Raw genomic sequence first — 25,546 nt, forward strand, 5'->3', positions numbered from 1 at the left:
CCGGCCCGACGGCCGGACCCCGGCCCGACGGCCGGACCCCGGCCCGACGGTCCCGGGCCGACGGCTGCCCCGGGCAACGGTGTCCGATCCCGGTCCGGCCCGATCCGGGTTCCGGGCGAGCTGGGTAGGGTGATCGCAACGGACGGAGGCGATCATGACGGTAGGCCACCCCTCGACGCCGGCCTCGGACCCGCCCGGCGGCCCCCCGGAGCACGGCGGTCCGTCGGCGTCCGGCGGCCCGTCGGAGCACCAGCACGAGTCGATCCTGCTGGACGAGCCGACCACGGCCGACCTGCGGGCGAAGGTGACCCAGGCATGGCGCGAGTTCGCCCGGGCCCTCGCCGAGCGGCTGCAAGAGCTGCCCGCCGGCACGCACGTCGAGCTGACCCTCGACCCCACCGCCTCCGGCACGGGCGACGCCATCTACTCCATCAGCATCGACCTCGCCGACGACGGCCGGCTCTCCGCGTGGGCCGTCGGCAACGCGACCCTCCCGCAGGGCTACCGGCTGGACCGGGCGGCCGTCGCCGACATGGTGGCGCTCGGCTGGTCGCCGCCCGGGGTGGTCGAGGGCTCCGGCGAGAACTTCGGCCTCACCGGCGACACCGCCGAGGCGACCCGGCTGGCCGCCCTGCTCTCCCGCACCCTGCGGGACGTCTACGGGGCACCGCACCCGGCGTTCCTGGTCTACCTGGTGCACGACGCCGAGGGCGGGCCCGTGCCGGTGGAGCCGCTGGGCACCGCGCGCAGCGAGTTCGGCCCGGACCAGGACGTCGAGGCGGACCTCGACGAGGCGCTGGCCGCCGCCCAGGGGCCGCGCACCGACGTGCTGGCCCTGGCCGAGCAGGTGCGGACCGTGGTCTCCGCCATGCTCAAGTCCGACTCCGACAAGTTGCAGGTCGACTCCGACGGCGACATCAACATCCGGGCCGGGTCGGCGATGGTCTTCGTCCGGGTCCGCGACAATCCACCGCTGGTCGACGTCTTCTCGCCGGTGCTCACGGAGGTCGAGCCCACCGAGCGGCTCTACGTGAAGCTGTCCGAGCTGACCAACCGGATGCCGATCGGGCGGCTCTACTGCGCCGACGACACGGTGTGGGCGTCCATCCCGGTGTTCGGCCGCGACTTCCAGGCCACCCACCTGATGCTGGCCGTGCAGGTGATGACCGGCCTCGCCGACGAGCTGGACGACCGGCTGCACGGCGAGTTCGGCGGGAAGCGGTTCTTCGGCGAGGGCGACAAGCCCGGCCGGCGGGACCAGGGCGAGCACCGCACCGGCATGTACCTCTGAGGCCGGCCGGCCGCCGGCAGCCCCGAGGCGGCGGCAGCTCTGCCGGCCGCGGAGCCACGACGACGGAAGGCGGGTGGGGCCCGGTCGGCCCGAGTGCCGGGCCCCACCCGCCGGCTCGGTGGGTCAGGTCGCCGGGAGCCAGGCGAGCCTGACCGGCCCGGCGACGCCGGCCGGGTCGTCGGCCCGCAGGCCGGCGTCGGAGACGGTCCAGAGGACGCCGTCGACCAGCAGTGACCGGCTGACCGGCGCGCGACCGGGGTGGGTGACCGTGCCGGCCGGCGCGACGGTCGCCCCGGCGACCCGCAGCAGGAGCAGCCCGCCGTCGTGGACGGGGAGCGCCACCAGCCCCGTCCGGGGGTCGTGCAGGAAGGCGTGCGGGTCGAACTCCACGGCCGAGCCGGCCCCCGGCACGTGGTAGCGGGCCAGCCGGGTGGGCCGGGCCGGGTCGGCCACGTCGAACAGGGAGACCTGGAGGCCCTGCGCCCGCCCGTCGGCGTCCGCCTCCTGCCCGACCCCGAGCAGCCGCCCCGGCCCCGCCGGGTGCAGGTACGCCGAGTAGCCGGTGATCTTCAGCTCGCCGGTGACCCGGGGCGTCGCCGGGTCGGTCAGGTCGAGCGTGTAGAGCGGGTCGGTGCGCCGGAAGGTCACCACGTGACCGGTGGGGCCCAGGTAGCGCACCGAGTGGATCCGCTCGCCCCGGCCCAGGCCGGTGACCGCGCCGACCCGGGTCAGCAGGTCGCCCCGCCGGGTCAGCACGTACACCCCCGACTCGGTCGCCGGCCGGGTGCCCCGGTCGTCGCCGCTGGTGGTGGCCACCCGCAGGTGGCCCTGCCACTCCGACAGGGCGTACTGGTCGAGTAGCGTGCCCGGCACGGTGCCGGCGGCCAGGTAGCGGGGGCGGCCCGGCGCGCGGGTGTCGAACTGGTAGATCGCTGTGCCCGGGTCGCGTCCCGCCGGCCCGCCCCAGCCGCGCGGCCGGAGCTGGCCCGGCCGCTGCCGCTGCCCCGCGAGGTAGAGGCTGCCGGCGGTGCCGTAGACGGTCTCCGCGTCGCCGGCCACGCTCACCGGGTCGCCGTCGCCGAGGCGGCCGGCGGCCAGGTCGAAGCTGAGCACGGTCAGCAGGGCCGTGCCGGTGCTGTCGGCCGTGGCGGCCAGCCGGTCGCAGCCGACCCGGCCGTCGCCGCGCCGGTCGCCCTCGGTCCAGTCGTACGCCGGCAGCCACGCGTCCAGGTCGGCCCGGCCGACCGCCGCCCGGTTCGCGGCCAGCCGCTGCGCCTCGGTGACCCCGTCGCCCAGCTCGGGGAGGGCCAGCCGGGCCTGGGAACGGACCACGACCCGGGCCGTCGGGCCGGTCAGCCGCGCGTCGAGCAGGCTCCCGTCGATCCGGTACGTCCCGACCAGCGCGGGCCGCCCGGCCAGGTCCACCAGCAGCAGCCTGGCCCCGGGGGGTCCCCCGGCCGGCCGGCGGGCCGACGTGCCGTTCGGGAGCATCGGCGTGCCGTCCCCGAGCAGCACCAGCGCCCGGTCGGCGTGCAGCAGCAGGCTGCTGCCCCGGGACCCGAGGCGCGCGTCGTCGCCGGTCAGGTCGAGCCGCCCGGTCGTGCGCCGGGTGGCCGGGTCGACGACCCGCAGCACGCCCCCCGTGACCGTGACGATCCGCCGGCCGTCGGTCTTGACCAGGTCCGGCTCGTCGGCACCGGGCTCGTGGACGTTGGTGCCGGAGTGTTCCGGCGTCGCGCCCTGCGCCGCCCGCGCCCCGTCCCCCACCCCGGGCGTCGGCAGCGGCTCGCCGGCCCCGCCCGCGGCGAAGCTGGTCCGCCAGCCGGGCTGGAAGCCCCACGGCCCGACCGAGGCGGAGGCGGCGGCGCGCAGCCGGGCCAGCGCGTCGGCGCAGGTGTCGAAGGAGACCAGCCGGGGCGCGGCGGTCGGTGGCTCCGGTTCCGGGGCCGGCCACGCGGCGGCGCTGCCGGCCAGCAGGGTCAGGGCGGCCAGCGTGCCGGCGGCGGCGGTGACGGTTGCCCGGGTCATGCCCGCTTCGACGCCCCGTGCCCGACTCCGGTTCCCGCGCCCGGCCGGGCCGCTCAGGTCGGCGTCCTCAGGTGGAGGGGCCGACGCCGGGGGAGTCGGCGAGGCGGGAGAGCACGATGGTGCTGCGGGTGGAGGTCACGAACGACTCGGCGCGCAGCCGTTCGAGGGCCTCCTCCAGGTGCGAGATGTCCGCCGCGCGCAGGTGCACCAGCGCGTCCGCCTCCCCGGAGACCGTGTACGCCCCGACCACCTCCGGATGCCGGCGGACGGCGACCCCGATCTGGGCCGGGGTGGTCCGCCCGGCGCAGAACAGCTCGACGAACGCCTCCGTGGTCCAGCCGACGGCGGCCGGGTCGACGACGGCCGTGAATCCCCGGATCACCCCGGCGGCGCGCAGCCGGTCCACCCGGCGCTTGACGGCCGGGGCGGAGAGCGAGACCCGGCCGCCGATGTCGGCGTACGAGGCGCGGGCGTCGGCCACGAGCAACGCAATGATTCGTTGATCCACCGCGTCTATCTGCAACGTTCCGCCCTCAGGAAGCAATGGTTGTGGCTGTTACCAAGGTTGAAGGCTACCTACTCTTGGTGTCCGTGAACCAGCACCGGATCCCCCGAAAGCGGACATATCTCATGTGTTCGCCCGAGCACTTCGCCGTCGCGTACGCGATCAATCCGTGGATGGACGTCAGCACGCCCGTCGACGCGGAGCTGGCGGTCAGGCAGTGGGACCGGCTGCGCGAGGCGCTGCTCGGCCTCGGTCACGACGTGCACCTGCTCACCCCCGAGCCCGGCCTGCCCGACATGGTGTTCGCGGCCAACGGCGCGTTCGTCGTCGACGGGACGGTCTACGGCGCCCGGTTCAAGCACGAGCAGCGGGCCGCCGAGGCCGCCGCGCACCGCGCCTTCTACGAGGAGCGGGGCTGGCACTTCATCGCCCCGAACGAGACCAACGAGGGCGAGGGCGACTTCGCCTACCTGCCGGACGCGCACGGCGGGCTGGTCCTCGCCGGCCACGGCTTCCGCACCGAGCTGCCGGCGCACGCCGAGGCGCAGGAGGCGCTCGGCCGGCCGGTGGTGTCGCTGCACCTGGTCGATCCGCGCTTCTACCACCTCGACGTGGCGCTGGCCTCGATCGACGACGGGAACGTCGTCTACTACCCGGGTGCCTTCTCGGCGGCCAGCCAGCGGGTCCTCGCCCAGCTCTTCCCCGATGCGATCGTCGCGGACGACATCGACGCCCTGGCGTTCGGCCTGAACCTGGTCAGCGACGGCGCGAACGTGGTCCTGAACAGCGAGGCGTCCCGGCTTGCCGGCAAGCTGAAGGCGGCCGGCTACACCCCCGTGCCGGTCGAGCTGACCGAGGTGCGCAAGGGCGGCGGCAGCGTGAAGTGCTGCATCGCGGAGCTGCGCGCCTGACCGGGGCGGCCCGCCCGCGCACGGGCCGGTCCCGCCTGGGGGGAGGCCGGCCCGTGCGGTGTGGTCGGGCGGGCGTTCAGCCCAGCGTGGCCAGCTCGTTGATCAGGACGTTGGAGAGCACCTGGCCGTCGCGTTGCACCTTGCGCAGGTACCACTTCTGCTGGGGTGTTCGCGGCTGGTTGAACTGCCACGCCCCGCGCGGGCTGTCGATCTGGCCGATCTTGCCCAGCGCCAGGTTGACCTGCTGCGGGGTCGGGTCGCCCCCGGCCAGCCGGATCGCCTTGTCCAGCACCTGCGCCGCGTCGTACGACGCCATCGCGTAGGTGGTCGGGGACGCGCCGTGCGTCTTGCGGTACGCCGACGCGAAGGTGCGGTTGGCGGTGTTGTTGAGGTCGGCGGAGTAGTTGAGCGAGGTCACGATGTTGCGCGCCTCCACCTCCTGCACCTCGTCGAGCACCGTGCCCTCGGTGAGGAAGCCGGGCGCGTAGACCGGGCCCGTCCATCCCTCGCGGTAGAGCTGCTTGATGAACTGCACCGCCGCCGGCCCGGCGAAGTGGCAGAAGATCGCGTCCGGCTGGCGGGCCAACGCCGTGCGGATGTCGGCCGCGTACGCGGTGCCGCCGGGCGTGCTCGTGGCGTCGGTCCAGATCACCGGGTCGGCGATCCGGGGGTCGCTGGACCCGGCCGTGCTGAACTGGGCCTGGAGCCCCTGGATCACGTCCCGCGAGCCGAGGTTGTCGGGGGCGACGATGGCGACCCGGCTGCCGGCGGGCAGGCGCTGCGCCATGTACGGGCCGATCGCCCGGCCCGGCTCGTCCAGCACGTAGGAGGTGCGCCAGATGTAGACGACGCTCTGGAGGCTCTTCGGCGAGGCGTTGGAGCCGATCAGCGGCACCCGGGCCTTCTCCACGGTGTCCCGGATGCCCACCATGACGGCCGAGTTGACCACGCCGGTGAGCGCCAGCACGCCCTGCTTGAGCAGGCTGTCGACGGCCGCCTGGCCGGTCTTGGCGGTCTCGCCCTCGTCGGCGGTCACCACCGTCACGGGATGCCCGCCGAGCTGCTGGCCGTTGAGGGTGAGATAGAGCTGGAAGCCGTTGACGATCTCGTCGCCGATGGCCTTGAAGCCACCGGTCTGCGGTGCGATGAGACCGATCTTGACCGGCTTGCCGGTGGGGGCCGCCGGCCCTTCGTCGCCGTCCGTGGCGCAGGCGGCGGTCAGGCCCGTGGTACCGAGGGCGGCCAACAGTTGGAGTGCCCGCCTGCGGTTCATCTGGGACACCGAGTTCCTTCCGGGAGCTGAGCTGGGCCGATACCGTCCCCTCGGCGTTCTACCGGTTCGACGACGCTGCGTCAATGTTCAGTGATCAAAGTGCAAGGTTCGCAGCCCACGGGCCACCTCCGGCCAGGCGGCCGACTCCGGGTCGATAAGCCCGAAATGCTCGCACCCGGGAAGCTCCACGAGCTGCACCGGGCTGCCGGCGGCCCGCGCGGCGGCGGCGTACGACCGGCTCATCCCCACCGGCACCTGCCGGTCCAGCAGGCCGTGCAGGATCACCGTCCGTGTCGGGGTGGGCACCAGCAGGCGGGGGTCGGCGGCGGCGTACCGCCGCGGGTGTTCCGCCGGCCCGCCGCCGAGCAGCGCGGCCACCGCCCCACCGTCCAGGTCCAGCCGATGAGCCTCGGCCAGGTCCGCGACCGGGGCGAGCGCCAGCACCCCCGCCACCGTCCCCGGCGCGGTGGCGGCGGCGTACAGGGCGAGGTGGCCGCCGGCCGAGTGGCCGACCAGCAGCGGCGGCCCGGGGCGCACCCGGTCGCCCAGCACCGGCCCGGCCAGCCCGGGCAACGCCGCGACCCCCGCCAGCACGTCGGCCAGGGTGCCCGGCCAGCCGCCGCCCGGCTGGCCGGTGCGCCGGTACTCCAGCTGGGCCACCGGGTAGCCGAGCGCGGCCAGCGCCGCCGCGAGCGGCCCGGTGTGGCCACGGTCGTACTCGGCCCGCCAGAAGCCGCCGTGCACCACCACGACCAGGGGCAGCGGCGGGCCGTCCCCCGCCGGGCGGCGCAGGTCGGCGACCTGGTCCGGGTGCCCGCCGTAGGCGACGGTGGCGTCCGGCGCGGGGGCGGGGCGGTCGAGCACGGAGCGGGGGTCGGCGGGCATGCCGGCGACGGTAGCGCGGCGGACGGCCCCGCCGGGGGACACCCGTCACTAGGTGCCGGTCCCGACGAGCGGGCGGCCCACCGCCTGGGTCAAGATGGAACGCATGACCGAAGCGCACTCCGCTGGACAAGACGACGAGCCGGGCCACGACGGCACCGGGCGATCCGGCACCGTGGTGGTGGTCGGCCCGGACGGCCGCCCGGTCGGCACCGTGCAGACCGACGACGCCGCAGGCGAGGACCCGACCCGCCTGGTCGAGCAACCCGCCAAGGTGATGCGGATCGGCAGCATGATCAAACAGCTGCTGGAGGAGGTCAAGGCCGCCCCGCTCGACGACGCGAGCCGACACCGGATGCGGGAGATCCACGAACGGTCGATCGTCGAGCTGAAGGAGGGCCTGGCCCCCGAGCTCCGCGACGAGCTGGAGCGGATCTCGCTGCCCTTCACCGAGGACAAGGCGCCCAGCGAGGGCGAGCTGCGGATCGCCCACGCCCAGCTCGTCGGCTGGCTGGAGGGGCTGTTCCACGGCATCCAGGCGGCCCTGGTGGCGCAGCAGATGGCCGCCCGCGTCCAGCTCGAACAGATGCGTTCCGGCCGGCAGGCGCTGCCCAGCGGGCCCGCCGGGATGATGCCGGGCATGCCGGGCATCGGCCACCCGCAGGGCGGCGAGGGGCACAGCACCGGGCAGTACCTCTGACCGTCGCGCGCCGGGTCCGCGCGGGCCCGGCGCGCGTCTCACCCCACCCCGAAGACCTTCTCCAGGTACGCGGCCACGCCGTCGGCGGAGTTCGCCGCCGTCACCTCGTCGGCGATCGCCAGGACGGCGGGGTGCGCGTTCGCCACCGCCACCCCCCGGCCGGCCCAGGTCAGCATCGGCACGTCGTTGGGCATGTCGCCGAAGGCCAGCACGTCCCGCTCGTCGATCCCGAGCCGGGCGCAATACCATGCCAGGCCCGCCGCCTTGGTCACCCCGGCCGCCGAGATCTCCACCAGCCCCGTGTACGACGAGTGGGTCGCCTCGGCCAGCCCGCGCAGCGCCCCGGCGACCACCTCCAGGAACACGTCCGGGTCCTGTTCCCTGGCGCGGGCCAGCAGCTTCACCGCCGGCACCGAGTGCAGCTCCTCCGGCGAGGTGATCGCCCGGATCGCCTCCGCGTCGGCGTCCCAGCGCAGCGGATAGCCGGCCTCGTGCCGCATCTCCCGGCTGTCCACGATCTCCACCGCGAAGCTGACCCCGGGCACCTCGGCCCGCAGCCGCCGGGCCACCTCGGCGAGCAGCTCCGGCGCGAGCGGGTCGGCCCGGAGCACCTCGTCGGCCACCGGGTCGTACACCACCGCGCCGTTGGCGCAGATCGCCGGCAGCGGCTCGGCGAGCTGCTCGTACACCAGTTGGAGCCAGCGGATCGGGCGGCCGGTGACCAGCACGACCGGCGTGCCCCGCGCGGACATCCGGGCCAGCGCGTCGCGGGTGCGGGGGCTGAGCGTCCGCTCGTCGGTGAGCAGGGTCCCGTCGATGTCCGTGGCGACCAGCCGAGGTGTCTCTCCCATCACCGGGAGAGTAGTCGGTCCAGGTAGACCGCGACTCCGTCGTCGTCGTTGCGCAGCGTCACCTCGTCGGCGGCGGCGCGGACGGTCGGGTGGGCGTTGGAGACGGCCACCCGGGACCACCCGGCCCACTCGAACATCGGCAGGTCGTTGGGCATGTCGCCGAAGACCAGCACGTCGGCCGGGTCCACCCCGAGCCGCTGCGCCACGACGTGCAGCCCGGACGCCTTGTCGACCCCGGGCGGGGAGATCTCGACGAAGCCGAGCCCGGCCTGGGTGAGCGCGGCCACCTCGGGGCCGATGATCCGGCGGGCGGTCTCCAGCAGCGCGTCGATCTGATGGTCGGCGGTCCGGGCGAACGCCTTGATCACGTCGGTGGCGAGGCACTCGTCGCGGGTGCGCGGCTCGAACAGGTCCGGGTACGGCCAGCTCGGGTGGTAGTCGCCCCAGAGCGGGGCGCCGGCCTCGCCGGACGCCTCGACCATCACGGTGAGCGGGCCGACCTCGGCCTCCAGCTCGGCGAGCAGCCGCGCCAGCACCTCCCGGGGGAGCCGCTCCTCGCGCAGCACCTCCGGCCCGGCCGGGTCGCTCTGGTCGACCACCCAGCCCCCGCCGGCCAGCACCAGGAAGTCGGCGGCCCGGATGTCGTTGCGGGTGAGCTCGGTGAGCCGTGGCCCCCGGCCGGTCGCGCCGACCACCGGGATGCCGGCGGCCCGCACCCGGTCGAGCACCTCGTGGGTGTACGCGGAGACGGTCTCGTCGCTGCGGACCAGCGTCCCGTCGAGGTCGGTGGCGATCAGCTTGGGCAGCCCCGGGCGGGTCATGGCTCCTCCTTCGCCCGCCGCCGTCGCGCCGGCCCTGTCTCTGGGTCGTCGGTGCCTCGACCGGCAGTGACGGCGGGCAGCTACCGTACCTCGCGCAACCGGGCGCGACCATGGCTTCCCGACGAACCGGGCGGCAACTCGACACCACGCCCAGGTTGCGCGGCTCCTGGCCGGGGCGGACCCCCGGTCCGGCCACGGCCGGGGCCGGACCTCCTGGTGAGCAGGGGCCCCTTCTCCGCCGTGGGCGTCGACCGGGCCCCTTCCGTGCTCCGGGCGCTACTCCGGGCGGGCGAAGGGGGCCGTCGGCTGCACGGTGAGGTCGACCGGCCCGGGCAGCGCGTCGGTCTCCTCGGCGGTCGGGCGCTCCGCGCGTGGCGCGCCCTCGGCCGGTGGCCCGGCGTCGGCCCGGCCGGCGAGGTAGAGCGCCGCCGCCAGCAGCACGCAGGCCGCGAAGGCCGCCACCAGCCCCCGGCCGTATTCCACCTGGAAGCCGTCCTCGGAGGAGTAGAGGGCCTGCCGGCCCGAGTCGTCCAGCGACAACGAGGCGGCGACCAGGACGCCGATCAGGGCCGTCGACAGGGCGAGGCCGGCCACCCGCGCGTCGTGCCGCACGGCGGCGCTGCCCCGCAGGGCCAGGGCGGCAGCCGTGACCAGCGCGAACAGGCCCACCAGGTAACCCAGGCCGAAGCCACCCACGTCGGACACCCCGCCCGGCACCCGCAGCGTGTCGCCCTCGGGGCCCCCGGTCGGCACGGTCATCACCAGCCACTCCCCGACCAGCGAGGCGAACGCGGCCACCGCGCCGAGGCCGGCCGCCACCAGCGGGATCCGCCGGTCCCGCCCGAGCCGGGACAGCGGGCGACCCACCCGCCCCGGCGGGCCGGGCTCGGACCCACCCCACTCCAGGACGGTGGCGTCGCCGGACCGGCTGTCCTGCCGGGGGATGGGAAGCTCCTCGGACATCGGCCACCTCTCCGCGTTCGCGGGCCTGGACCCCGTGGGCCTGAGCCGAATCATGACACAGCAGACACGGCGCGGCCGGGAACGCGACCCGCCGCGATCGGCGTGGACGGATCCCGGGCAGCGGGTCGCCCGCCGCCCGGCTTTCGGTTAGCGTCGGCTCATGCCTATCCGTACCGCTTCCGCACGTTGGCAGGGTGACCTCACCGAGGGCTCCGGCACGGTCCGCACCGGCAAGGGCGGGCTCCAGGGAAACTACTCCTTCAAGTCGCGGTTCGAGGAGGGCGAGGGCACCAACCCCGAGGAACTCATCGGGGCGGCCCACGCCGCCTGCTTCTCGATGGCGTTCTCCAAGCAGCTCGCCGACGCCGGCGCGACCGGCACGTCGGTGGAGACCACCGCGAAGGTGCACTTCGACAAGACCGACGCGGGGATGACCGTGACCCGGATCGACCTGGAGACGGTCGGCCAGGCCCCGGGGCTGGACGAGGCCCAGTTCGCCAAGCTGGCCGAGACCGCCAAGGAGAACTGCCCGATCTCGCGCCTGCTCTCCCCGGGCGCGCAGATCAGCCTCACGGCCCGGCTCGCCTCCTGAGGGCCTCCGCGCCCACCTGACACGGAACGGTCCCCGTCCGCACCGGATGGGGACTTTTCCGTGCAAGCAGGATCTTGGGCACCGGGCGTCGGGCCGACTCTGGGACAATGGGTGCGTGGCGGTCCAGATGAGCCGGGAGCGCTTCGAGGAGCTGGTCGGGGACGCCCTCGACGAGGTCCCCGAGGAGCTGCTGGGGCTGATGAGCAACGTGGTGATCCTGGTCGAGGACGACCCGCCCCCCGGCGACGGTGACCTGCTCGGCCTCTACGAGGGCCACGCCCTCACCGAGCGGGGCTGGGACTACGCGGGCGTCCTGCCGGACCGCATCTTCATCTACCGCCGCCCCATCCTGCGCATCTGCGACAGCGAGGAGGACGTCGTCGACGAGGTGGCGGTGACGGTGGTGCACGAGATCGCCCACCACTTCGGCATCGACGACGACCGGCTGCACGACCTCGGCTGGGGCTGACGGGCGGCGTTACCGCCCCTCCGTCCGGTCCGCGCCGGCGTCCTCGTCCCCGTCCGTCCGGTCCGCGCCGCGCGACGACGGGCCGGCCCCGCTCGGCCGATGTCACCGGTTGCGCTGGTCACCTACCCTCCGGGCAGACACCCCGAGTCAGGAGGCTTTTCCATGCGCAGCGCGCTGTTCTCCGCCGAGAACCTGGAGAAGGAGTCCGCCCAGCCCGGCATGCGGCTGCAGAACTCCAAGATGTTGAAGATCGAGCTGAACGGCGAGGCGATGGCCCGGGTCGGGTCGATGGTCGCCTACCAGGGTCAGGTGCAGTTCCAGGCGCTCGGCTCCGGCGGCCTGGGCAAGTTCCTCAAGCAGAAGCTCACCGGCGAGGGCGTCCCGCTGATGAAGCTCAGCGGCCGGGGCGACGTCTTCCTCGCCGAGCTGGCCAAGGACGTGCACATCATCGACCTGGAGCCCGGCGACGCGCTGTCGATCAACGGATCCAGCGTGCTGGCCTTCGACTCCACCCTGCAATACGACATCCGCATGGTCGGCGGCGCCGGGATGGCCTCCTCGTCCGGCCTGTTCAACTGCGTCTTCACCGGCCACGGCCGGATCGCGATCACCACGAAGGGCACCCCGGTGGTGCTCAACGTCGACGCGCCGACCTACGTCGACCCGCAGGCCGCCGTGTGCTGGTCGGCCAACCTCCAGACCGGCTACCACCGGGCCGAGCAGTTCGGCCTGGGCACGCTGCTGGGGCGCAGCACCGGCGAGGCGTTCACGATGAGCTTCGCCGGGCAGGGCTTCGTGGTGGTGCAGCCCTCCGAGGAGCCGCCGATCGCGGGCAGCGGCGCCCAGGAGCAGCAGGGCGGCCTGCTCGGCGGCCTGCTGAGCTGACCCGTCGCCGCGCAGGCGACGAACTGGCCCGGGCGGGGGCGCCCCGACACGGGGCGCCCCGGTGTCGACCCGCCGACGCGGGCCGGGCCGACGAGGCCGCGCTCAGCTCAGCTCGCCGGCACGCAACCGGGCCAGCCAGGCCGACGCGTCGGCGTAGTCGGCGTCCGACAGCCCGGCCGGCGCGGGCACGGGCCGGTCGCCCGCCGGCTGCGCCCACCGGTGCCGGGGGTACGACCCGAGGAACCGCACCTGGGCGCAGACCCGCCGCAACCCCTGCAACGCCTCCCCGAGCCGTGGCTCGGCGACGTGGCCGGTGCAGTCGAGGAAGAAGACGTACCGACCCAGCGCCTCGCCCGTCGGGCGGGACTCGATGCGGGTCAGGTTCACCCCGCGCACGGCCAGCTCCATCAGCACCGACAGCAGCGCGCCCACCCGGTCGTGGGCGATGTAGACGGCCAGTGACGTGAGGTCGTCCCCGGTGGGGGGCGAGGGCGGGCCCGGGCGGGACAGCAGCGCGAACCGGGTCACCGCGTCGGGATGGTCGGCGATCTTGTCGGCGAGCACCGCCAGCCGGTGCCGGGCGGCCCCGATCGGGGCGCAGATCGCCGCGTCGAACTCGCCCGTCGCCGCGCCGGCCGCGGCGGCCCCGTTGGAGAGCACGTCCACCACGACCGCGTCCGGCAGGTGGGTGCGCAGCCAGCCCCGGCACTGGGTGGACGCCTGGGGATGGGCGGCCACCGAGCGGATCTCCTCCGGCGACGTCCCCTGACGGGCGCCGAGCACGAACTCGACCGGCAGGATCACCTCCCGGGTGATCACCAGCGGGTCGCCCTCGGCCAGCTCGTCCAGGGTCACCCCGACCGCGCCGCCGATCGAGTTCTCCAGCGGCACCAGGGCCGCGTCGGCCTCCCCGGCGCGGACGGCCTCCAGCGCCTCGCCGACGCTGCGGGCGGGCGTGCGGGTGCCGCGCTCGGCGGCCGGCACGGTGCGCAGGGCCTGCTCGGCGAAGGTGCCCTCGGGGCCGAGGTAGACGAAACGGGTGGGCGGTGTTCCCGGCATGCCGCCAGCCTACGCACCCGGCACGGTGCCCGGGACGGCGTCGCAGGCGAGTGCCCGGATGCCGGGCGGCCCGGCGACGCGCACCTCGATGGTGCAGACGTCGGTGCCGGCGGTGACCAGCTCCAGGTCGCCCGGCCGGCCCCGGGTCACCACCTGCAACTCCTCGTGCCCGGTCACCCGCAGCACCGTGTACTGCCAGTCCCCGGCGCAGAACGGGCCGTCGCCCGCCCGCACCGAGACCGAGCCGGACAGCACCCCGGCCGGGCCGCGCAGCAGCGCGACGACCCGGTCCACCGACGGGCCGTCGCGGCAGGGGCCGGCGACCAGGTCGGAACCCGGGGTGGTCGACGGCACCGCCGCGGGCGGGGTGACCGGCGCCGTCGGGCCGGTGGGCGTGGCGGCGGCCGACGCGGCGGGACCGGGTGGGCCGGTCGGGCCGGTGCTGGGCAGGGCGGCGGGCTGGCGCAGCTCCGGCGGCGTGCCGCAGCCGGCGAGCGTGACGGCGAGGAGGGCGAGCAGCCCGATCGCGCCGGGCAGCCGGGAGGAGCGGCCGGGCAGCCGGGCGGGACCGGAGCGACCGGGCGCGCGGGACGGGCCGGAGGCGCCGGGCGCGCGGGACACCGGTCGGTGCGGTGCGGATGGCGGCACGGGCCGATCCTTGCATCGGAGAACGTCGTTGCGGCCGGGATGGCCGAGCCCATCGTAGGAGCCATCGGCGCGGCCGTGAAGGCCCACCGGGCCGGTCCCGCGGGGGCGACCGTCCAGGGCGGCCGTCAGTCGAGGACGCGGTGGCCGGCGCGGCGCAGCGCGGCGGTCGCCTCGCCCAGCCGCACGGCGGGCACGAGCACGTGGTCGGTGTCGTACGTGGAGAAGGCGACCGGATCGACCCGCGCCTCGGTCAGCGGGCCGATCAGCGCGGCCAGGGTGCCGGTCACCGCCTGCCCGAGCGGGCCGACGATCCGCAGGCACCGCCAGTCGGTCTCCACCTCGCCCGGCGCGCGGGGGGTCGGGCAGATCACGGAGACCCCGTCGGCGGCCCAGCTCACGCTGACCACCTCGGCGTCGCCCAGTTCGCCCCAGAGGGCGGGCCCGAGGACGGCGCCGGCGGCCAGCCGGCACACCGCGTACTCCCCCGGCAGCAGAGCGACATCGACCATGAGGGCACCCTACGGCCTGGCGGGTGCCCGTCACAGCTCCCCGAGGGTGCGGCGGACGCCACATCTGCCCAGGTCAGGGCCGCACTGTGCGGACCGGACGGTGGGAGGCGGATCAGACCTCGGAGAAGAAGGTCAGCGACCCGGCGACCTGCCCGTCGGTCAGCACCGGCGTCGAGATGGCGTCGACCGTCGGGTCCGTCCGGCCCGCCGTCGCGGCCTGCACCCGCAGCAGCCCCCGGGCGAGCCGCCCGGAGTGCAGGGCGAGCAGCGGCGGGATCTTGTCGGTCTCCTGCTCGGTCAACTCGCCCCGGTGGGCGGTGAAGTCGAGCAGCCGCAGACAGCCGTCGAGCAGCGGCAGGCCGATCACGTCGTCGGGGCGGCCGAGGCAGAGCAGCTCGCAGCCGGCTGCGGACACCGCGACGACCCGGGTGTCGGTGTCGATCAGGAGGCAGGGCTCGTCGGCCCGGGCCACGGTGGCGGACCACTGCCCGAAGTTGTCGGACCCCTGCTCCAGCGGTGTCCGGGCGGTGGGCGCGAACACTTCCGAGAGCGAGAGTTCGACGTGGGCCACCGCGCCTCCTATGTACACCGACGGTCTGTCCACGCTAACCGGTCGTCTGGGCACCGCCGACCGCGCTGGGGCCGCCGGGCCGCCGGGGGTCGGTTGCCCTCACCCGGGCGTCCGGCGCCGGCGCGGCCGGGTGGTTGCTCCGGGTACGGGCCGGACCGCGTGGCGTCGCGGGAGACGTTACCGGCGGTTGGCCGGCTTGTCAGCCGCCGTTCGGCCGCCGTCGTACCACCGGTAGTCGCCGGCGGGACGGTAGGTGCCGTTCATCCAGGTCCCCGGGTGCTGCGCCACGCGGGCGAGTTTCTCGGCCGTGGCCGGGGTGATCCGGTTGCCGCCCGCCACGAGCAGGCGGTCCAGCTCGCGGTGGGTGGCCATGAGGCAGTCCTTCGGCAGGCCGTACACGCTGATGACGCCCGAGCCGACGAAGGTCAGCACCGGCGTCACCGGGATGGCCAGCCCCACCGCCTGGGACAGCACCTTGCTCGCGCGCTTGGCGTCGCGGCGGGCCTCGGCCACGTAGGGCGGGCGCTTGCCGTTGATCTGCACCACGTCGCCGGCCACGAGCACCCGGGCGCGGCCGTGGTCGGCGATGGTCACCGCGAACAGGCCACCCGGCCCGATGGCGAGGAACCCGGCCCGGTCGTCCTGGGCGGGGTCGAGGAGGAGGTCCGTGGTGTCCGTGCGGGGCCACTCGACGACGTGCCACCCCGGCCCGAGGTGGTCGAGCCGGCCCAGGGCGCGGGCCCCGGCCGCTTCCAACCGGCGGGCCCCCCGCTCGGCGCGCCGCCGCCGGGCCCACTCCAGGGGGCTCGGACGGGTCGGGTCGAGCACCCCGGGGGCATCCGCCCCGGGGTGTGGCACCGAGACGGGCGGCAGTGCCCGTGCGGTGGGTGCGGCTCGACGTGCGGGAAAGACAGTCATCGCGACCTCCGGCAAAAGGTCCCTCGAAGTTATGTCCTCACTACCCTACGTTGACATACCGGGTACCCGGCAAGTCGGAGCGCCGGAGTGAGTGTGGATGAATGCCATATTCATCCACAGACGTTTTACCGGATGCCGCCAAACCCTGCCCTACCCTTGGCCGGGTGACCCACTACGTGGACAGTGAAGTCGGCCGCCTCGGCACCGTGCTGCTGCACCGGCCGGGCCCCGAACTGGCCCGACTCACCCCCCGGAACAACGACTCGTTGCTGTTCGACGCTATCCCATGGGTCGGACGGGCACAGGAGGAGCACGACGCGTTCGCCGCCGAGCTGCGCGCCCGCGGGGTGGAGGTGCTCTACCTCGCCACCCTCCTCGCCGAGACCCTCGCCGTCGCCGAGGCCCGCGCCGAGCTGACCGAGCAGGTGCTCAGCTCGCCCCGGCTCGGCGACACCCTGCGCCGCCGGGTGGCCGACCACCTCGCCTACCTCGACCCCGCCGCCCTCGCCGACGTGCTCGTCGCCGGGCTCGCCCACGAGGAGCTGCGGATCAGCAGGGAGCGGCCCGGTGGGCTCGTCTACTCCCTGATGGACCGGCACGACTTCGTCATCGACCCCCTGCCCAACCTGCTGTTCACCCGCGACTCGTCACTGTGGATCGGCGACCGGGTCGGGGTCACCAGCCTGGCGATGCCCGCCCGCCGAAGAGAGACGAGCATCACCGACGCCATCTACCGGCACCACCCGCGCTTCGTCGGCACCGAGTTCGTCTACCACCCCGGGCTGGAGCACCTGGAGGGCGGCGACGTGCTGCTGCTCGCCCCGGGGGTGCTCGCGGTCGGGGTCGGTGAGCGGACCACCCCGGCCGGCGCGGAACGGCTCGCCCGGCAGGTCTTCGCCGCCGGGCTGGCGCACACCATCCTGGTGGTGCCGATCGCCCAGGAGCGCGCCACCATGCACCTGGACACCATCTGCACGATGGTCGACGTCGACGCCGTGCTGATGTACGCGAACGTGGCGAGCACCCTCGCCGCGTACACGGTGGTCGCCGGCCCCGACGGCGAACCGCAGGTGGACGGGCCCGCGCCGTTCCTGCGGGCCGCCGCCGACGCGATGGACCTCGACCAGCTCCGGGTGATCGACACCGGCCTCGACCCGGTCACCGCCGAGCGGGAGCAGTGGGACGACGGCAACAACACCCTCGCCATCGCCCCCCGGCTCTGCGTCGGCTACGAGCGCAACACCGGCACCAACGCGCAGCTGGAGCGGGCCGGCATCGAGGTGATCCCGATCGCGGGCTCCGAGCTGGGCTCCGGCCGGGGCGGCCCGCGATGCATGTCCTGCCCCCTGGTCCGGGAGTAAGGAAGGGCCCCTTGTTAACGCAAAACGTTGTACAGGGGGCCCTTCCTAACACGCGGCTCAGCGCAGGGTGAGCTGCCGGCCGAGCAGGCCGTGCCGGGCGCGGCGGCCCGCCGCGTCCAGCGGCTCCTTCTCGGCGAGGGCCCCGGCGTAGCGCCCGGCGAACTCCCGCACCGGCTCCTCCCAGTCGGCCGCCGGGACGTCCTCGGGCAGGTCCCAGACCGGCACGAGACGCCCGTGCGCGCGGAACATGCCGGCGAACTTCGTGCCCCCGGCGAGGGGCAGCGTGCCGGCGGCGCTCAGCCGCGCCAGGGCGTCCAGCGCGGCGTCCTCGTCGTCCGGGAGCACCCAGCGCACGTGCGCCTTCTCCGGCACCCGGCACCAGTACGCCGCCCGCGCCGCCGCCAGCCGCACGGTCGGGTAGATGGCCGCGTTGGCCCGCTCCAGCGACGCCTGGACGGTCGGGTCGTCGGCCGCCCCCGGGTCGAGCCAGAACTCGAAGCCCTCGTGCATGCTGACGTCCAGCGGCCCGTCGACCAGGATGTCCTGGAGGCGGGGGCCAGGGCCGGGCAGCGGCGGCACCGTGACCGTCCGGCCGGGCTCGGTGCGCAGCGCGCAGAGCAGCGCCTCGGCCAGGTCCCGGGAGACGTCGCCCGACTGCTGGTGGCGCTGGAGCCCGACGAAGACGCGACCGTCGGCCTTGGTCATCGCCGGTGCCGCCATGGGCAGCACGGTGGCCAGGGTGACCGGCCGGTCGCCGTGCTCCTCGACCAGCTCGGGGACGAGCCGCAGCGGCGCGGAGGCGGCGGGGACCAGCTCGCGCAGGGCGATCCACTCCGGCTCGTCGGCCAGTCCCTCGAACGGTCGGGGCACGAAGACGTCCCGCACCTTCTCCCGCTTCCCGGTGACGGCGACGTCGGCGGCCCGCTGGATCCTTCTACGCTTGCTCACGGCGAGACAGCCTAGAGCCCGTTGCCGGCCGGGGTGGGCAGGACCCGCCCCGCACGGATGGTCCGGCGCGGCTCAGCCGGCGGCGACGAGATCGGTGCGGGGCGTGGCGGCGGGCTCGAACTCGGCCCACACGCTCTGCCCGAGGCCGTCCCGGTCGACGCCCCACCGGCTGGCCAGGCCCGCGACGATGTGCAGGCCACGGCCGTCGACCGCGTCGGGGCCGGCGACCCGGACCAGCGGCCCGGCGGCCGCCCCGCCGTCGGTGACCCGGAGCTGGACGAACGGCCCGTCGGGGGTCCGGCGCAGCCGCCAGGCCACCCGCACCACCCCGCCGGGAAGCGCGTCGGCGTGCCGGACGGCGTTGCCGACCAGCTCGGCCAGGACCGCCACCAGGTCGGCCAGGAGCACCGGCGGCACGACGTCGGCCAGCTCGTCGGCGAGCCGGTGCCGGGCCAGGCGCGCGCCGGTCGGGTGGTGCGGCACCACCACGCACCACGACCGCTCGACCGGCTCTCCCGCCACCGCCGCCCTCTCTCGCCCCACGACGCCCCGGCCCGACCCGCCGACCGGGCTCACCCGCGGGGCAGCCGGACCTCTGCGACCGTACCGCCGCCCGACCTCGGCCGGAGCGACACCCAGCCATTCTGCTGTTCAACGATCCGGCGGACGAGATAGAGGCCGAGCCCGGCACCCGGGTATCCCCGGCGGTCGCCGGACTCGCCCTGCCAGAACCGGTCGAACGCCCGCTCGACGTGCTCCGGCCGGATGCCGATGCCCCGGTCGGCGACCCGGAACGAGACGGTCCGCTCGTTGCTCTCGGCGGTGATCTCGATCGGGGTGTCGGGCGGGGAGTACTTGTCGGCGTTGGTCCCCAGCTCGGTCAGCACCGTCGTCAGCGACTGCCGGGTGCCGAGCGCCCGGGGCAGGCCCTCGGGCACGTCGAGGACGACCCGGCGGCGCAGGTCGGTGGGCAGGTCGGCGACGGCGGCCCGGAGCGCCTCGCCCAGGTCGAAGGGGACGGACGGCTCGCCGGGCCGACCCTCGGTGGCCGAGGTGAGCAGCCGGTCGACCAGCCGGGCGAGTTCGTTGGCGCGCTGCCCGATGACCCGGGCGGCCTGCCGCCGGTCGGCGTCGGTCAGGGAGTCCCAGTGCTCGGTGAGGGTGTCCGCGTACCCCTTGATGACGGTGACCGGCGTGCGCAGCTCGTGGCTGGTCACCGCGACGAAGAGGTCCCGGTCCTGGTCGCGGAGCTGTTGGTCGGTGATGTCCCGGAAGGTGACCACGCGCAGCGCCCCGGGGCCCGGCAGCTCGCCTGAGGTGATCTTGATCCAGCGGCCGTCCGGCAGCCGGTGGTCGAGGACCTGCCCGGACGGGGGGAGGGGGAACGGCAGCGCCCGGTTCAGCGACTCCGCGACCGTCCGGCCGGTCACCTGGGCGGCGGCCGGGTTCCAGAGCCGGACGCGCCCCTCCCGGTCGACCACGGCGAGCCCGTCGGCCAGCGCCGCGACCACCGGGCCGTCGCCGTGCACCGGCAGGCCGCTCTGGTCGCTGTACATGTGGGCGATGCAGGAGGCGATGTACGCCACCACCTCGTGCTGCCCGGCGGCCGTCGACGCGTCGTCGTCCGGATAGAACGCGTGCAGGCTGCCGACGGTCAGCCCGCCGATCTCGGCGCGGGCGGCCACCATCCGGCGCAGCCCCCGGTCGACCAGCTCGGCGCCGATCGGGCCGGGGATGCGGTCCACCCGGATGTCGCGGACCCGCGGGCCGGAGAGCAGGCAGACGGTGGCCGGGTCGGTGGGCGACACGGGCCGGCCGACGGCCCACTCGGCGCCCCCGGTCGCGGCGATCACCCGGCCGCCGGTGGGCGCGAACTCCACGAAGGCGGTGCTGGCCGCCCCGATCGCCGGCTGGACCACCTGGAGCAGCTGGGCGAGGACGGGCAGGCCGACTTCACCAGAGTTGATCATCTCGATAACCCTGCCATGGCCGGTTATCAGGGCGGCGAGGTCGGTACGGTCCGGCATGTCCCGAGTGTGCCGTGCCGACCCGCTCCCCGACACCCCCGCGCGGGCGGCCCCGGCACCCGCGCCGCCCGGCGAACCCGGCCTGACCAGCCAGCGGACGACGCCGCCCCGCCGGTTCACCGGCCCCGTCCGGCGGGGTGGCGGCCTCGGCGGCCGACGCCGCCCGACCCGTTCACCGGCCCAGCCGGGCCAGCGCGTGCGCCGGCCGGTCGGTGATGATCCCGTCCACCCCGACGTCGAGCACCAGGTCCAGCTCGGCGGGCTCGTTGACGGTCCAGACGTACACCTGGTGGCCGGCGGACCGCAGCGCGGGCACCAGGCGCGGCCGGGCCCGGACCAGCGCGACCCCCGGCCCGGCGATGCGGGTGCCGAACGGCAGGCGGCCGAGCCGCAGCCAGCGCGGCAGCACCTCCAGCAGGAGCACCGTGGGCAGCCCGGGGGCGAGGTCGCGGACGCGCCGCACGGCCAGCGGCGAGAAGGACATCACCGTGACCTGGACGGGGGCGTCGGGGCGCGGTTCGGCCAGGCCGTAGCGGCGCAGCAGGGCCACCAGCCGGCGCTCCACGTGCCCGCCGTACCGCGAGGGGTGCTTCGTCTCGATCAGCAGCCGCACCGGGCGGCCGGCGGCCAGCACCGCGTCGAGCAGCCGCGCCAGGGTGAGCAGCCGGGTGCGCGACTCGTCCGGCAGCTCGTCGCCGTCGGAGGGCCCGCAGCCCGGGTGCCAGGAGCCGAAGTCCAGCGCCTCCAGCTCCGCCAGCGTGCGGACGCTGACCAGGCCGGTGCCGTTGCTGGTGCGCTCCAGCCGCCGGTCGTGGACGCAGACCAGGTGCCCGTCGCGGGTCAGCCGGACGTCGCACTCCAGCCCGTCGACGCCCTCGTCGAGGGCCCGCAGGTAGGCGGCGAGGGTGTGCTCCGGCAGGTCCGCCGAGGAGCCGCGGTGCGCGAAGACCAGGGGATCACCCATGCCCGTCGCCCGTCGCTCTCAGATGACCTGGCCCGGCCCGCCGTCCCCGGTCACCACGGGTCGGCCGACGGCCGCCCACTGGCGCATGCCGCCGTCGGCGTTGCGCACCTGGTCCCAGCCGTTGTTCCGCAGGTAGGCCACCACCTGCGCCGAGCGCCCGCCGGAGCGGCAGATGACCGCCACGTCCCGGTCGGTGGGCACCTCGGCCATCCGGGCGGGCAGCTCCATCATCGGCAGGTGGTGGGCGCCGGGGGCGTGCCCGGCGGCCCACTCGTCGTCCTCGCGGACGTCGAGCAGGTAGGTGTCGTCGGCGATCTCGGTCACGGGCACGGTGGGAACCTGGGGTCCGAACACGGTCACCAAGCCTAGAGCCTCGCCCGGCGGCCCCGTCGGGGGTGTGCGAATCCGGGCGGGTCGGGACGAATGCGCAGGTCAGCGGCGGGTGGACGCGGTGGGGTGGGTGCGGGCTCAGAGGTGGGTCACCCAGCGCGGGTTGGCCTGCGCCCAGGCGGGCATGCGGGCGCCCCGGACCGCGTCGAAGAGGGCGTTCCCCCCGGCGTCGAGCACGACGTACGAGATGCCGTCGATGGTCTGCGGGTGGGAGGGCACCTGGATGCCCGCCAGCGCGTTCGGGGGGAGGTCCCGGAGGGTGAGCAGCAGGTCCTCCAGGGGCACCCCGTTGGTGTCGACGGTCAGCGACGCGCCGACCGCCCGGATGAGCCGGTCGAGCCGCACCGGGTCGCGGCGCAGGTTCGTCGCGCCGGCCCGGTCCAGCATCGCCCGCAGGAGCTGCTGCTGGTGGCGCTGCCGGTCGTAGTCGCCGCCGGGCAGGTCGTAGCGCTGCCGGACGTAGTCCAGCGCCCGCGCGCCGTCCATCTGCTGACAGCCGGGGCTGAACAGGGTCCCCGTGTGGATCGAGCGGACCTCGGTGTCGACGCACATGCGCACCCCGCCGAGGAGGTCGATCACCTGCCGCAGCCCGGCGAAGTCGATCAGGGCGGCCCCGTCGAAGCGCAGCCCGGTGAGCCGGGTGAGGGTGGCCGAGAGGAGCTGGACGCCGGCCTCGCCGCCGCCGCCGTGCTCGTAGGCCGCGTTGAGCTTGTCGCTGCCGCCGCCGTAGCCGTTCGGGCCGGGCGGGACGGCGACCAGCAGGTCGCGGGGGAACGAGACCAGGTAGGCGCTCTTCGTGTCGGCCGGCACGTGCACCACCAGGATGGTGTCCGAGCGCTGGTCGTCGCCGGCCGCGCCGGGCCGCCGGTCCGAGCCGACGAGGAGGTAGTTGAGCGCCCCGTCCAGGTCCGTCCGGTCGCGCCGGGCGTCGGTGTCGAGCAGGTCCTCCCGCGTCACCGTGCGCTCGTAGCGGTGGCCGAGGGCCCGGAGCCCGACCACGGCGCCAGCGGCCAGCAGCGCCAGGGCGAGGCCGGCCCCGAGCAGGATCCGGCTCCACCGGGGTACGCGTCGACGGGCCGGTCCCCGCCGCCCCCGTCCGGTTTCCCCCCACTTGGCCGTGACGCCCCCCGCCGCCGTACGTGAATGTTCCTCACGTCAGGCTACGGGGGGCGCCGGGTCGCCGGGCGGGTTTCCCCTGATCAGAGTGCTACTTGCGGGTCGACAGCACGTTCGGGTTGGAGTAGACGAACTCGGCCAGCTTGTCGTTCTTGATCGCCTGGAACATCTCCATGGTCTGCGGGCTCAGCGACTCCTTCGTCCCGCTGGCGTTCGCGTGGAAGGTGCCGCCGTTGGTCCGCAGCGTGGTCAGGTCGTTCCCGGTGACCCCGCGCATCGTGTAGATGAAGTCGATGATCGGCACCCCGCCGGTGTCCAGCACGAACGCCTTGCCGGCCGCCTTGATCAGCCCGTTGAGCTTCACCGGGTTGGTCAGCGTGCCGTTCTCGGTCGCCTTCTTCGCCATCGCCTTGATGAGCTGCTGCTGGTTCTGCTGGCGGTCGTAGTCGCTGTTCGGCAGGCCGTAGCGCTGCCGGGCGTAGTCGAGGGCGGCCCAGCCCTTCATGTCCCGGCAGCCCTTCTTGTGCACCACCGGGGTCATCGGCTTGCCGGTCTTCTTCGCGTCGGCGTTCCACATCGGCTTGCCGTCGACGTACGACATGTGGTGCGACTTGACCTCGTGGCTCACGCAGATCCGCACGGTGCCGAGGGCGTCGATGACGCCCTTGAATCCGCCGAAGTTGATGATGGCCGCGCCGTCGAAGCTGATCCCCGTCATCCGCTTGATCGTCTGCGCCATGAGCTGCGCGCCGCCCTCCCAGCCGCCGCCGTTGCGGGCGCCCGCCTGGAAGGCCGCGTTGATCTTGTCGGTGCCGCCCCCGTAGCCGCTCTTCTTGAACGCCGGGATCTGCGCCTCGGTGTCCCGGGGAATGGAGATCAGGTACGCCTGGTCGTGCGAGGCGGGGATGTGCAGCACGATGATCGTGTCGGCGCGGACGTCGTCGGCGGCCCAGCGCTCGCGGGCGTCCACGCCCAGCAGCAGCATGTCGATCGGGCCGTCCAGGCTGGCCCCGCCCTCGGCGTCGGACTTGCCGGCGTCGCCGAGCAGGTTGCGCTGGGCGATGTTGCCGGTGGCCTGGTTGATGAACGCCTTGCTGCCGACGATGGCGATCCCGCTCGTCATCATCAGGAGCGCGCCGAAGACGACGGTGAGGCGGGCCCACAGGGGGTCCTTGCGGCGCTTCTTCTTCCGCTTGCGGGCGGGGACGTCGGTGGGCGGTCGGCCGCCGCTGCGGGGCTGCGACGGGATGGCCGACGGAACCCGTGCGACCGCGCCGACGGGCTCCTGCGACGGAGGGCGACGGCTGGTATGAACCGGCATGCGTGCTCCAGCTCGCGTGATCGGGGGGCGGGACCACTGTACGTACCGCTTCCCGTCAAGGCGAGTTCGTCCGCCGGCTATTCGCAGTTATCTTCGTAGTTGCCTGCGGAATTCACCCGAACGGTCAAAGGAATGCGGCCGGTCGGCGGTAGGGCCCCCGGTGGAACGGGGTCCGGCCGCCGACCGGCGCTGACGTGTGTCGAAGTAACGACCAGGCGGGATCAGCCTTCGTTACCGGAAAGTCGTCACCCCGAGCTGCCCTCCGGCGGGTTGGCCTTCACCCAGTCGGCCATCTTGTCCGCCGTCATCGCCTGGTACATGGCCAGCGCCTTCTCCCGGTCCGAGACGACCACCGACTCGCCGTTGATCGTGTCGCTACCCGAGTTCGGGCTGGTGATGAAGATCAGGTTCTCCCCGCGCAGGCTGCGGAACTGCACCGCCATGTCGACGAGCGAGAAGCCCTGGTCCACGGTCACGGCGTCCGTCACCGACTGGAGGAACCCGTTGAGCTTCTTCGGGTTGGTCAGGGTGCCCGTGCTGGCCGCCTTGTCCAGCAGGGCCTTGAGGAACTCCTGCTGGTGCCGCATGCGCGCGAAGTCGCCGTCGGGGAACTGCTTGCGCTGCCGGATCCAGTCCAGCGCCTCCGCGCCGTTCATGTGCATGGTGCCCTTGGTGAACTTGCGGAACGGCTTGTGGATCGAGGTGATCGACCGCTCCACCTTCAGGTCCACCCCGCCGAGCGCGTCGGTGACCTGCTTGAACCCGGCGAAGTCGATCGCCATCACGTTGTCGATGCGGACGTCGGTGAAGCACTCCACCGTCTTCACGGCCAGCGGCAGGCCGCCGAACGCGAACGCGGCATTGATCTTCGCCCGTTGCGCCGAGCCGCAGTCGGCCTGGGCGTTCTCCGGGATCGGCACGTAGAGGTCGCGGGGGATGGAGACCAGGTAGGCGGACTTGTGGTCGGCCGGGATGTGCATGACGATGATCGTGTCGGCCCGCCACTGGCTCTGCTGGTCCACCGGGGCGTCCGGGTCCCGCGAGTCGCTGCCGACCAGCAGGATGTTCAGCGCCCCGTCGACCGCCTTCGGCGGCCGGCCGCCGGTCAGCTCGGAGAACGGGTCGGTGCGGGCCAGGTCCTGATTGAGGTTGCGGGTGTAGAGCCACGCGCCGACCCCGCCGAGCAGCGCGAGGACGAGCACCGCCACGCCGGCCACCAGGCCGATCCGGCCCCACCTCGGGCGCGGCCCGCGCCCGCCGGACCGCCGGGGAGCGCCCGGCCCGCCGGGACCGCCGGGTCCACCCGGGCCGTCCGACCCGCCGAAGCCGCCGCTGCGGGGCCGGTCGTCGTGGGTGGGATACCACTGGGCCCCGGGCACGCTGGCGCGCCCCGGGCCGCCCTGGCCGGGGCCGGGCACCGGGGCACGCCCCGCGCTGCGACGCAGGGGCGGGACCGGAACGCCGGCGGAAGCGGTCGCTGACATGTACCCGAGGGTACGTAGCCCGGTCGAGTGTCGCCCTCAATCGCAGGCCGGCCGGCGGG

General features: G+C 74.6%; 27 protein-coding genes. 7 read left to right on the forward strand and 20 right to left on the reverse strand.

The window, feature by feature from the left end:
* Window positions 1-154 precede the first annotated feature (154 nt).
* On the forward strand, window positions 155-1,291 hold the full coding sequence (locus HDA31_RS30235; protein ID WP_074478141.1) for a T3SS (YopN, CesT) and YbjN peptide-binding chaperone 1: 1,137 nt from the start codon (window positions 155-157) through the stop codon (window positions 1,289-1,291).
* A gap of 123 nt (window positions 1,292-1,414) precedes the next feature.
* On the opposite strand, the gene HDA31_RS30240 is transcribed toward HDA31_RS30235, so the two are convergent.
* Both HDA31_RS30240 and HDA31_RS30245 read right to left on the reverse strand, forming a co-directional pair.
* A complete protein-coding gene (locus HDA31_RS30240) occupies window positions 1,415-3,319 on the reverse strand; it encodes a beta-propeller domain-containing protein (protein WP_178066942.1) in 1,905 nt (634 codons plus the stop codon).
* Window positions 3,320-3,386: 67 nt separating this feature from the next.
* On the reverse strand, window positions 3,387-3,842 hold the full coding sequence (locus tag HDA31_RS30245; protein ID WP_178066941.1) for an Lrp/AsnC family transcriptional regulator: 456 nt from the start codon (window positions 3,840-3,842) through the stop codon (window positions 3,387-3,389).
* A gap of 59 nt (window positions 3,843-3,901) precedes the next feature.
* Between HDA31_RS30245 and ddaH the strand changes: the two genes are divergently transcribed.
* Complete coding sequence (gene ddaH, locus HDA31_RS30250; RefSeq protein ID WP_347405232.1) at window positions 3,902-4,735, forward strand: dimethylargininase; 834 nt, start codon at window positions 3,902-3,904, stop codon at window positions 4,733-4,735.
* Window positions 4,736-4,811: 76 nt separating this feature from the next.
* Here the strand turns inward: ddaH and HDA31_RS30255 are convergent, their stop codons facing one another.
* Both HDA31_RS30255 and HDA31_RS30260 read right to left on the reverse strand, forming a co-directional pair.
* Complete coding sequence (locus tag HDA31_RS30255; RefSeq protein ID WP_178066939.1) at window positions 4,812-6,017, reverse strand: ABC transporter substrate-binding protein; 1,206 nt, start codon at window positions 6,015-6,017, stop codon at window positions 4,812-4,814.
* Between the two features lie 78 nt (window positions 6,018-6,095).
* On the reverse strand, window positions 6,096-6,893 hold the full coding sequence (locus tag HDA31_RS30260; RefSeq protein WP_178066938.1) for an alpha/beta hydrolase family protein: 798 nt from the start codon (window positions 6,891-6,893) through the stop codon (window positions 6,096-6,098).
* 94 nt (window positions 6,894-6,987) lie between these two features.
* Between HDA31_RS30260 and HDA31_RS30265 the strand changes: the two genes are divergently transcribed.
* A complete protein-coding gene (locus tag HDA31_RS30265; RefSeq protein WP_074478295.1) occupies window positions 6,988-7,590 on the forward strand; it encodes a bacterial proteasome activator family protein in 603 nt (200 codons plus the stop codon).
* Window positions 7,591-7,628: 38 nt separating this feature from the next.
* On the opposite strand, the gene HDA31_RS30270 is transcribed toward HDA31_RS30265, so the two are convergent.
* The 3 genes from HDA31_RS30270 to HDA31_RS30280 form a co-directional block, all read right to left on the reverse strand.
* Complete coding sequence (locus HDA31_RS30270; RefSeq protein ID WP_178066937.1) at window positions 7,629-8,441, reverse strand: HAD family hydrolase; 813 nt, start codon at window positions 8,439-8,441, stop codon at window positions 7,629-7,631.
* A complete protein-coding gene (locus HDA31_RS30275) occupies window positions 8,441-9,262 on the reverse strand; it encodes an HAD family hydrolase (RefSeq protein WP_178066936.1) in 822 nt (273 codons plus the stop codon). Before HDA31_RS30275 ends, HDA31_RS30270 begins: the two co-directional genes overlap by 1 nt.
* A 276-nt stretch (window positions 9,263-9,538) precedes the next feature.
* The gene (locus HDA31_RS30280; protein ID WP_178066935.1) at window positions 9,539-10,225 is read right to left on the reverse strand and encodes a hypothetical protein; all 687 of its coding nucleotides are present in this window, start codon (window positions 10,223-10,225) and stop codon (window positions 9,539-9,541) included.
* Between the two features lie 160 nt (window positions 10,226-10,385).
* Here HDA31_RS30280 and HDA31_RS30285 point away from each other — a divergent pair, with 160 nt between their 5' ends.
* From HDA31_RS30285 to HDA31_RS30295, 3 genes are all read left to right on the forward strand, one after another.
* Window positions 10,386-10,817 (forward strand): OsmC family protein, encoded by a 432-nt coding sequence (locus HDA31_RS30285; protein ID WP_043960915.1) that lies wholly within the window; start codon window positions 10,386-10,388, stop codon window positions 10,815-10,817.
* Window positions 10,818-10,944: 127 nt separating this feature from the next.
* A complete protein-coding gene (locus tag HDA31_RS30290) occupies window positions 10,945-11,286 on the forward strand; it encodes a metallopeptidase family protein (RefSeq protein ID WP_178067947.1) in 342 nt (113 codons plus the stop codon).
* A 162-nt stretch (window positions 11,287-11,448) separates the two neighbouring features.
* Complete coding sequence (locus HDA31_RS30295; protein ID WP_178066934.1) at window positions 11,449-12,171, forward strand: AIM24 family protein; 723 nt, start codon at window positions 11,449-11,451, stop codon at window positions 12,169-12,171.
* A gap of 102 nt (window positions 12,172-12,273) precedes the next feature.
* On the opposite strand, the gene pheA is transcribed toward HDA31_RS30295, so the two are convergent.
* From pheA to HDA31_RS30320, 5 genes are all read right to left on the reverse strand, one after another.
* Window positions 12,274-13,230: a prephenate dehydratase gene (gene pheA, locus HDA31_RS30300; protein ID WP_178066933.1), complete on the reverse strand. Its 957-nt coding sequence runs from the start codon at window positions 13,228-13,230 to the stop codon at window positions 12,274-12,276.
* A 9-nt stretch (window positions 13,231-13,239) separates the two neighbouring features.
* Window positions 13,240-13,788: a hypothetical protein gene (locus tag HDA31_RS30305; protein ID WP_376701478.1), complete on the reverse strand. Its 549-nt coding sequence runs from the start codon at window positions 13,786-13,788 to the stop codon at window positions 13,240-13,242.
* A 215-nt stretch (window positions 13,789-14,003) separates the two neighbouring features.
* The gene (locus HDA31_RS30310) at window positions 14,004-14,387 is read right to left on the reverse strand and encodes an ACT domain-containing protein (protein WP_074478122.1); all 384 of its coding nucleotides are present in this window, start codon (window positions 14,385-14,387) and stop codon (window positions 14,004-14,006) included.
* Between the two features lie 112 nt (window positions 14,388-14,499).
* Complete coding sequence (locus HDA31_RS30315) at window positions 14,500-14,958, reverse strand: hypothetical protein (protein WP_178066932.1); 459 nt, start codon at window positions 14,956-14,958, stop codon at window positions 14,500-14,502.
* Between the two features lie 177 nt (window positions 14,959-15,135).
* Complete coding sequence (locus HDA31_RS30320) at window positions 15,136-15,876, reverse strand: hypothetical protein (protein WP_178066931.1); 741 nt, start codon at window positions 15,874-15,876, stop codon at window positions 15,136-15,138.
* A 164-nt stretch (window positions 15,877-16,040) separates the two neighbouring features.
* Between HDA31_RS30320 and HDA31_RS30325 the strand changes: the two genes are divergently transcribed.
* Window positions 16,041-17,237 (forward strand): arginine deiminase, encoded by a 1,197-nt coding sequence (locus HDA31_RS30325; RefSeq protein WP_074478116.1) that lies wholly within the window; start codon window positions 16,041-16,043, stop codon window positions 17,235-17,237.
* A 57-nt stretch (window positions 17,238-17,294) separates the two neighbouring features.
* Here the strand turns inward: HDA31_RS30325 and HDA31_RS30330 are convergent, their stop codons facing one another.
* The 8 genes from HDA31_RS30330 to HDA31_RS30365 form a co-directional block, all read right to left on the reverse strand.
* Complete coding sequence (locus HDA31_RS30330; RefSeq protein WP_178066930.1) at window positions 17,295-18,185, reverse strand: DUF5926 family protein; 891 nt, start codon at window positions 18,183-18,185, stop codon at window positions 17,295-17,297.
* A 72-nt stretch (window positions 18,186-18,257) separates the two neighbouring features.
* The gene (locus HDA31_RS30335; RefSeq protein WP_176735029.1) at window positions 18,258-18,674 is read right to left on the reverse strand and encodes an ATP-binding protein; all 417 of its coding nucleotides are present in this window, start codon (window positions 18,672-18,674) and stop codon (window positions 18,258-18,260) included.
* 83 nt (window positions 18,675-18,757) lie between these two features.
* Window positions 18,758-20,212, reverse strand: a complete 1,455-nt coding sequence (locus tag HDA31_RS30340; protein ID WP_178066929.1) for a sensor histidine kinase — start codon at window positions 20,210-20,212, stop codon at window positions 18,758-18,760.
* A gap of 172 nt (window positions 20,213-20,384) precedes the next feature.
* Window positions 20,385-21,176 (reverse strand): glycerophosphodiester phosphodiesterase, encoded by a 792-nt coding sequence (locus tag HDA31_RS30345; RefSeq protein ID WP_178066928.1) that lies wholly within the window; start codon window positions 21,174-21,176, stop codon window positions 20,385-20,387.
* 18 nt (window positions 21,177-21,194) lie between these two features.
* Window positions 21,195-21,530: a rhodanese-like domain-containing protein gene (locus tag HDA31_RS30350; protein ID WP_074478287.1), complete on the reverse strand. Its 336-nt coding sequence runs from the start codon at window positions 21,528-21,530 to the stop codon at window positions 21,195-21,197.
* A 114-nt stretch (window positions 21,531-21,644) separates the two neighbouring features.
* Window positions 21,645-22,565, reverse strand: coding sequence for an LCP family protein (locus HDA31_RS30355; RefSeq protein WP_439822723.1), 921 nt, complete (start codon window positions 22,563-22,565; stop codon window positions 21,645-21,647).
* Between the two features lie 208 nt (window positions 22,566-22,773).
* Window positions 22,774-24,003: an LCP family protein gene (locus HDA31_RS30360; RefSeq protein ID WP_178066927.1), complete on the reverse strand. Its 1,230-nt coding sequence runs from the start codon at window positions 24,001-24,003 to the stop codon at window positions 22,774-22,776.
* 245 nt (window positions 24,004-24,248) lie between these two features.
* On the reverse strand, window positions 24,249-25,487 hold the full coding sequence (locus HDA31_RS30365) for an LCP family protein (protein WP_178066926.1): 1,239 nt from the start codon (window positions 25,485-25,487) through the stop codon (window positions 24,249-24,251).
* Window positions 25,488-25,546: the final 59 nt, after the last annotated feature.

It is taken from the genome of Micromonospora carbonacea, assembly GCF_014205165.1.
Taxonomy (GTDB): Bacteria; Actinomycetota; Actinomycetes; order Mycobacteriales; family Micromonosporaceae; genus Micromonospora; species Micromonospora carbonacea.

Bases quoted from the DNA above. Each gene is read 5' to 3' on its own strand.
- HDA31_RS30235 (WP_074478141.1), top strand. From the start codon at position 155: ATGACGGTAGGCCACCCCTCGACGCCGGCCTCGGACCCGCCCGGCGGC.
- HDA31_RS30240 (WP_178066942.1), bottom strand. From the start codon at position 3,319: ATGACCCGGGCAACCGTCACCGCCGCCGCCGGCACGCTGGCCGCCCTG.
- HDA31_RS30260 (WP_178066938.1), bottom strand. From the start codon at position 6,893: ATGCCCGCCGACCCCCGCTCCGTGCTCGACCGCCCCGCCCCCGCGCCG.
- HDA31_RS30265 (WP_074478295.1), top strand. From the start codon at position 6,988: ATGGAACGCATGACCGAAGCGCACTCCGCTGGACAAGACGACGAGCCG.
- HDA31_RS30270 (WP_178066937.1), bottom strand. From the start codon at position 8,441: ATGGGAGAGACACCTCGGCTGGTCGCCACGGACATCGACGGGACCCTG.
- HDA31_RS30275 (WP_178066936.1), bottom strand. From the start codon at position 9,262: ATGACCCGCCCGGGGCTGCCCAAGCTGATCGCCACCGACCTCGACGGG.
- HDA31_RS30280 (WP_178066935.1), bottom strand. From the start codon at position 10,225: ATGTCCGAGGAGCTTCCCATCCCCCGGCAGGACAGCCGGTCCGGCGAC.
- HDA31_RS30285 (WP_043960915.1), top strand. From the start codon at position 10,386: ATGCCTATCCGTACCGCTTCCGCACGTTGGCAGGGTGACCTCACCGAG.
- HDA31_RS30290 (WP_178067947.1), top strand. From the start codon at position 10,945: ATGAGCCGGGAGCGCTTCGAGGAGCTGGTCGGGGACGCCCTCGACGAG.
- HDA31_RS30295 (WP_178066934.1), top strand. From the start codon at position 11,449: ATGCGCAGCGCGCTGTTCTCCGCCGAGAACCTGGAGAAGGAGTCCGCC.
- pheA (WP_178066933.1), bottom strand. From the start codon at position 13,230: ATGCCGGGAACACCGCCCACCCGTTTCGTCTACCTCGGCCCCGAGGGC.
- HDA31_RS30310 (WP_074478122.1), bottom strand. From the start codon at position 14,387: ATGGTCGATGTCGCTCTGCTGCCGGGGGAGTACGCGGTGTGCCGGCTG.
- HDA31_RS30320 (WP_178066931.1), bottom strand. From the start codon at position 15,876: ATGACTGTCTTTCCCGCACGTCGAGCCGCACCCACCGCACGGGCACTG.
- HDA31_RS30340 (WP_178066929.1), bottom strand. From the start codon at position 20,212: ATGCCGGACCGTACCGACCTCGCCGCCCTGATAACCGGCCATGGCAGG.
- HDA31_RS30345 (WP_178066928.1), bottom strand. From the start codon at position 21,176: ATGGGTGATCCCCTGGTCTTCGCGCACCGCGGCTCCTCGGCGGACCTG.
- HDA31_RS30360 (WP_178066927.1), bottom strand. From the start codon at position 24,003: ATGCCGGTTCATACCAGCCGTCGCCCTCCGTCGCAGGAGCCCGTCGGC.
- HDA31_RS30365 (WP_178066926.1), bottom strand. From the start codon at position 25,487: ATGTCAGCGACCGCTTCCGCCGGCGTTCCGGTCCCGCCCCTGCGTCGC.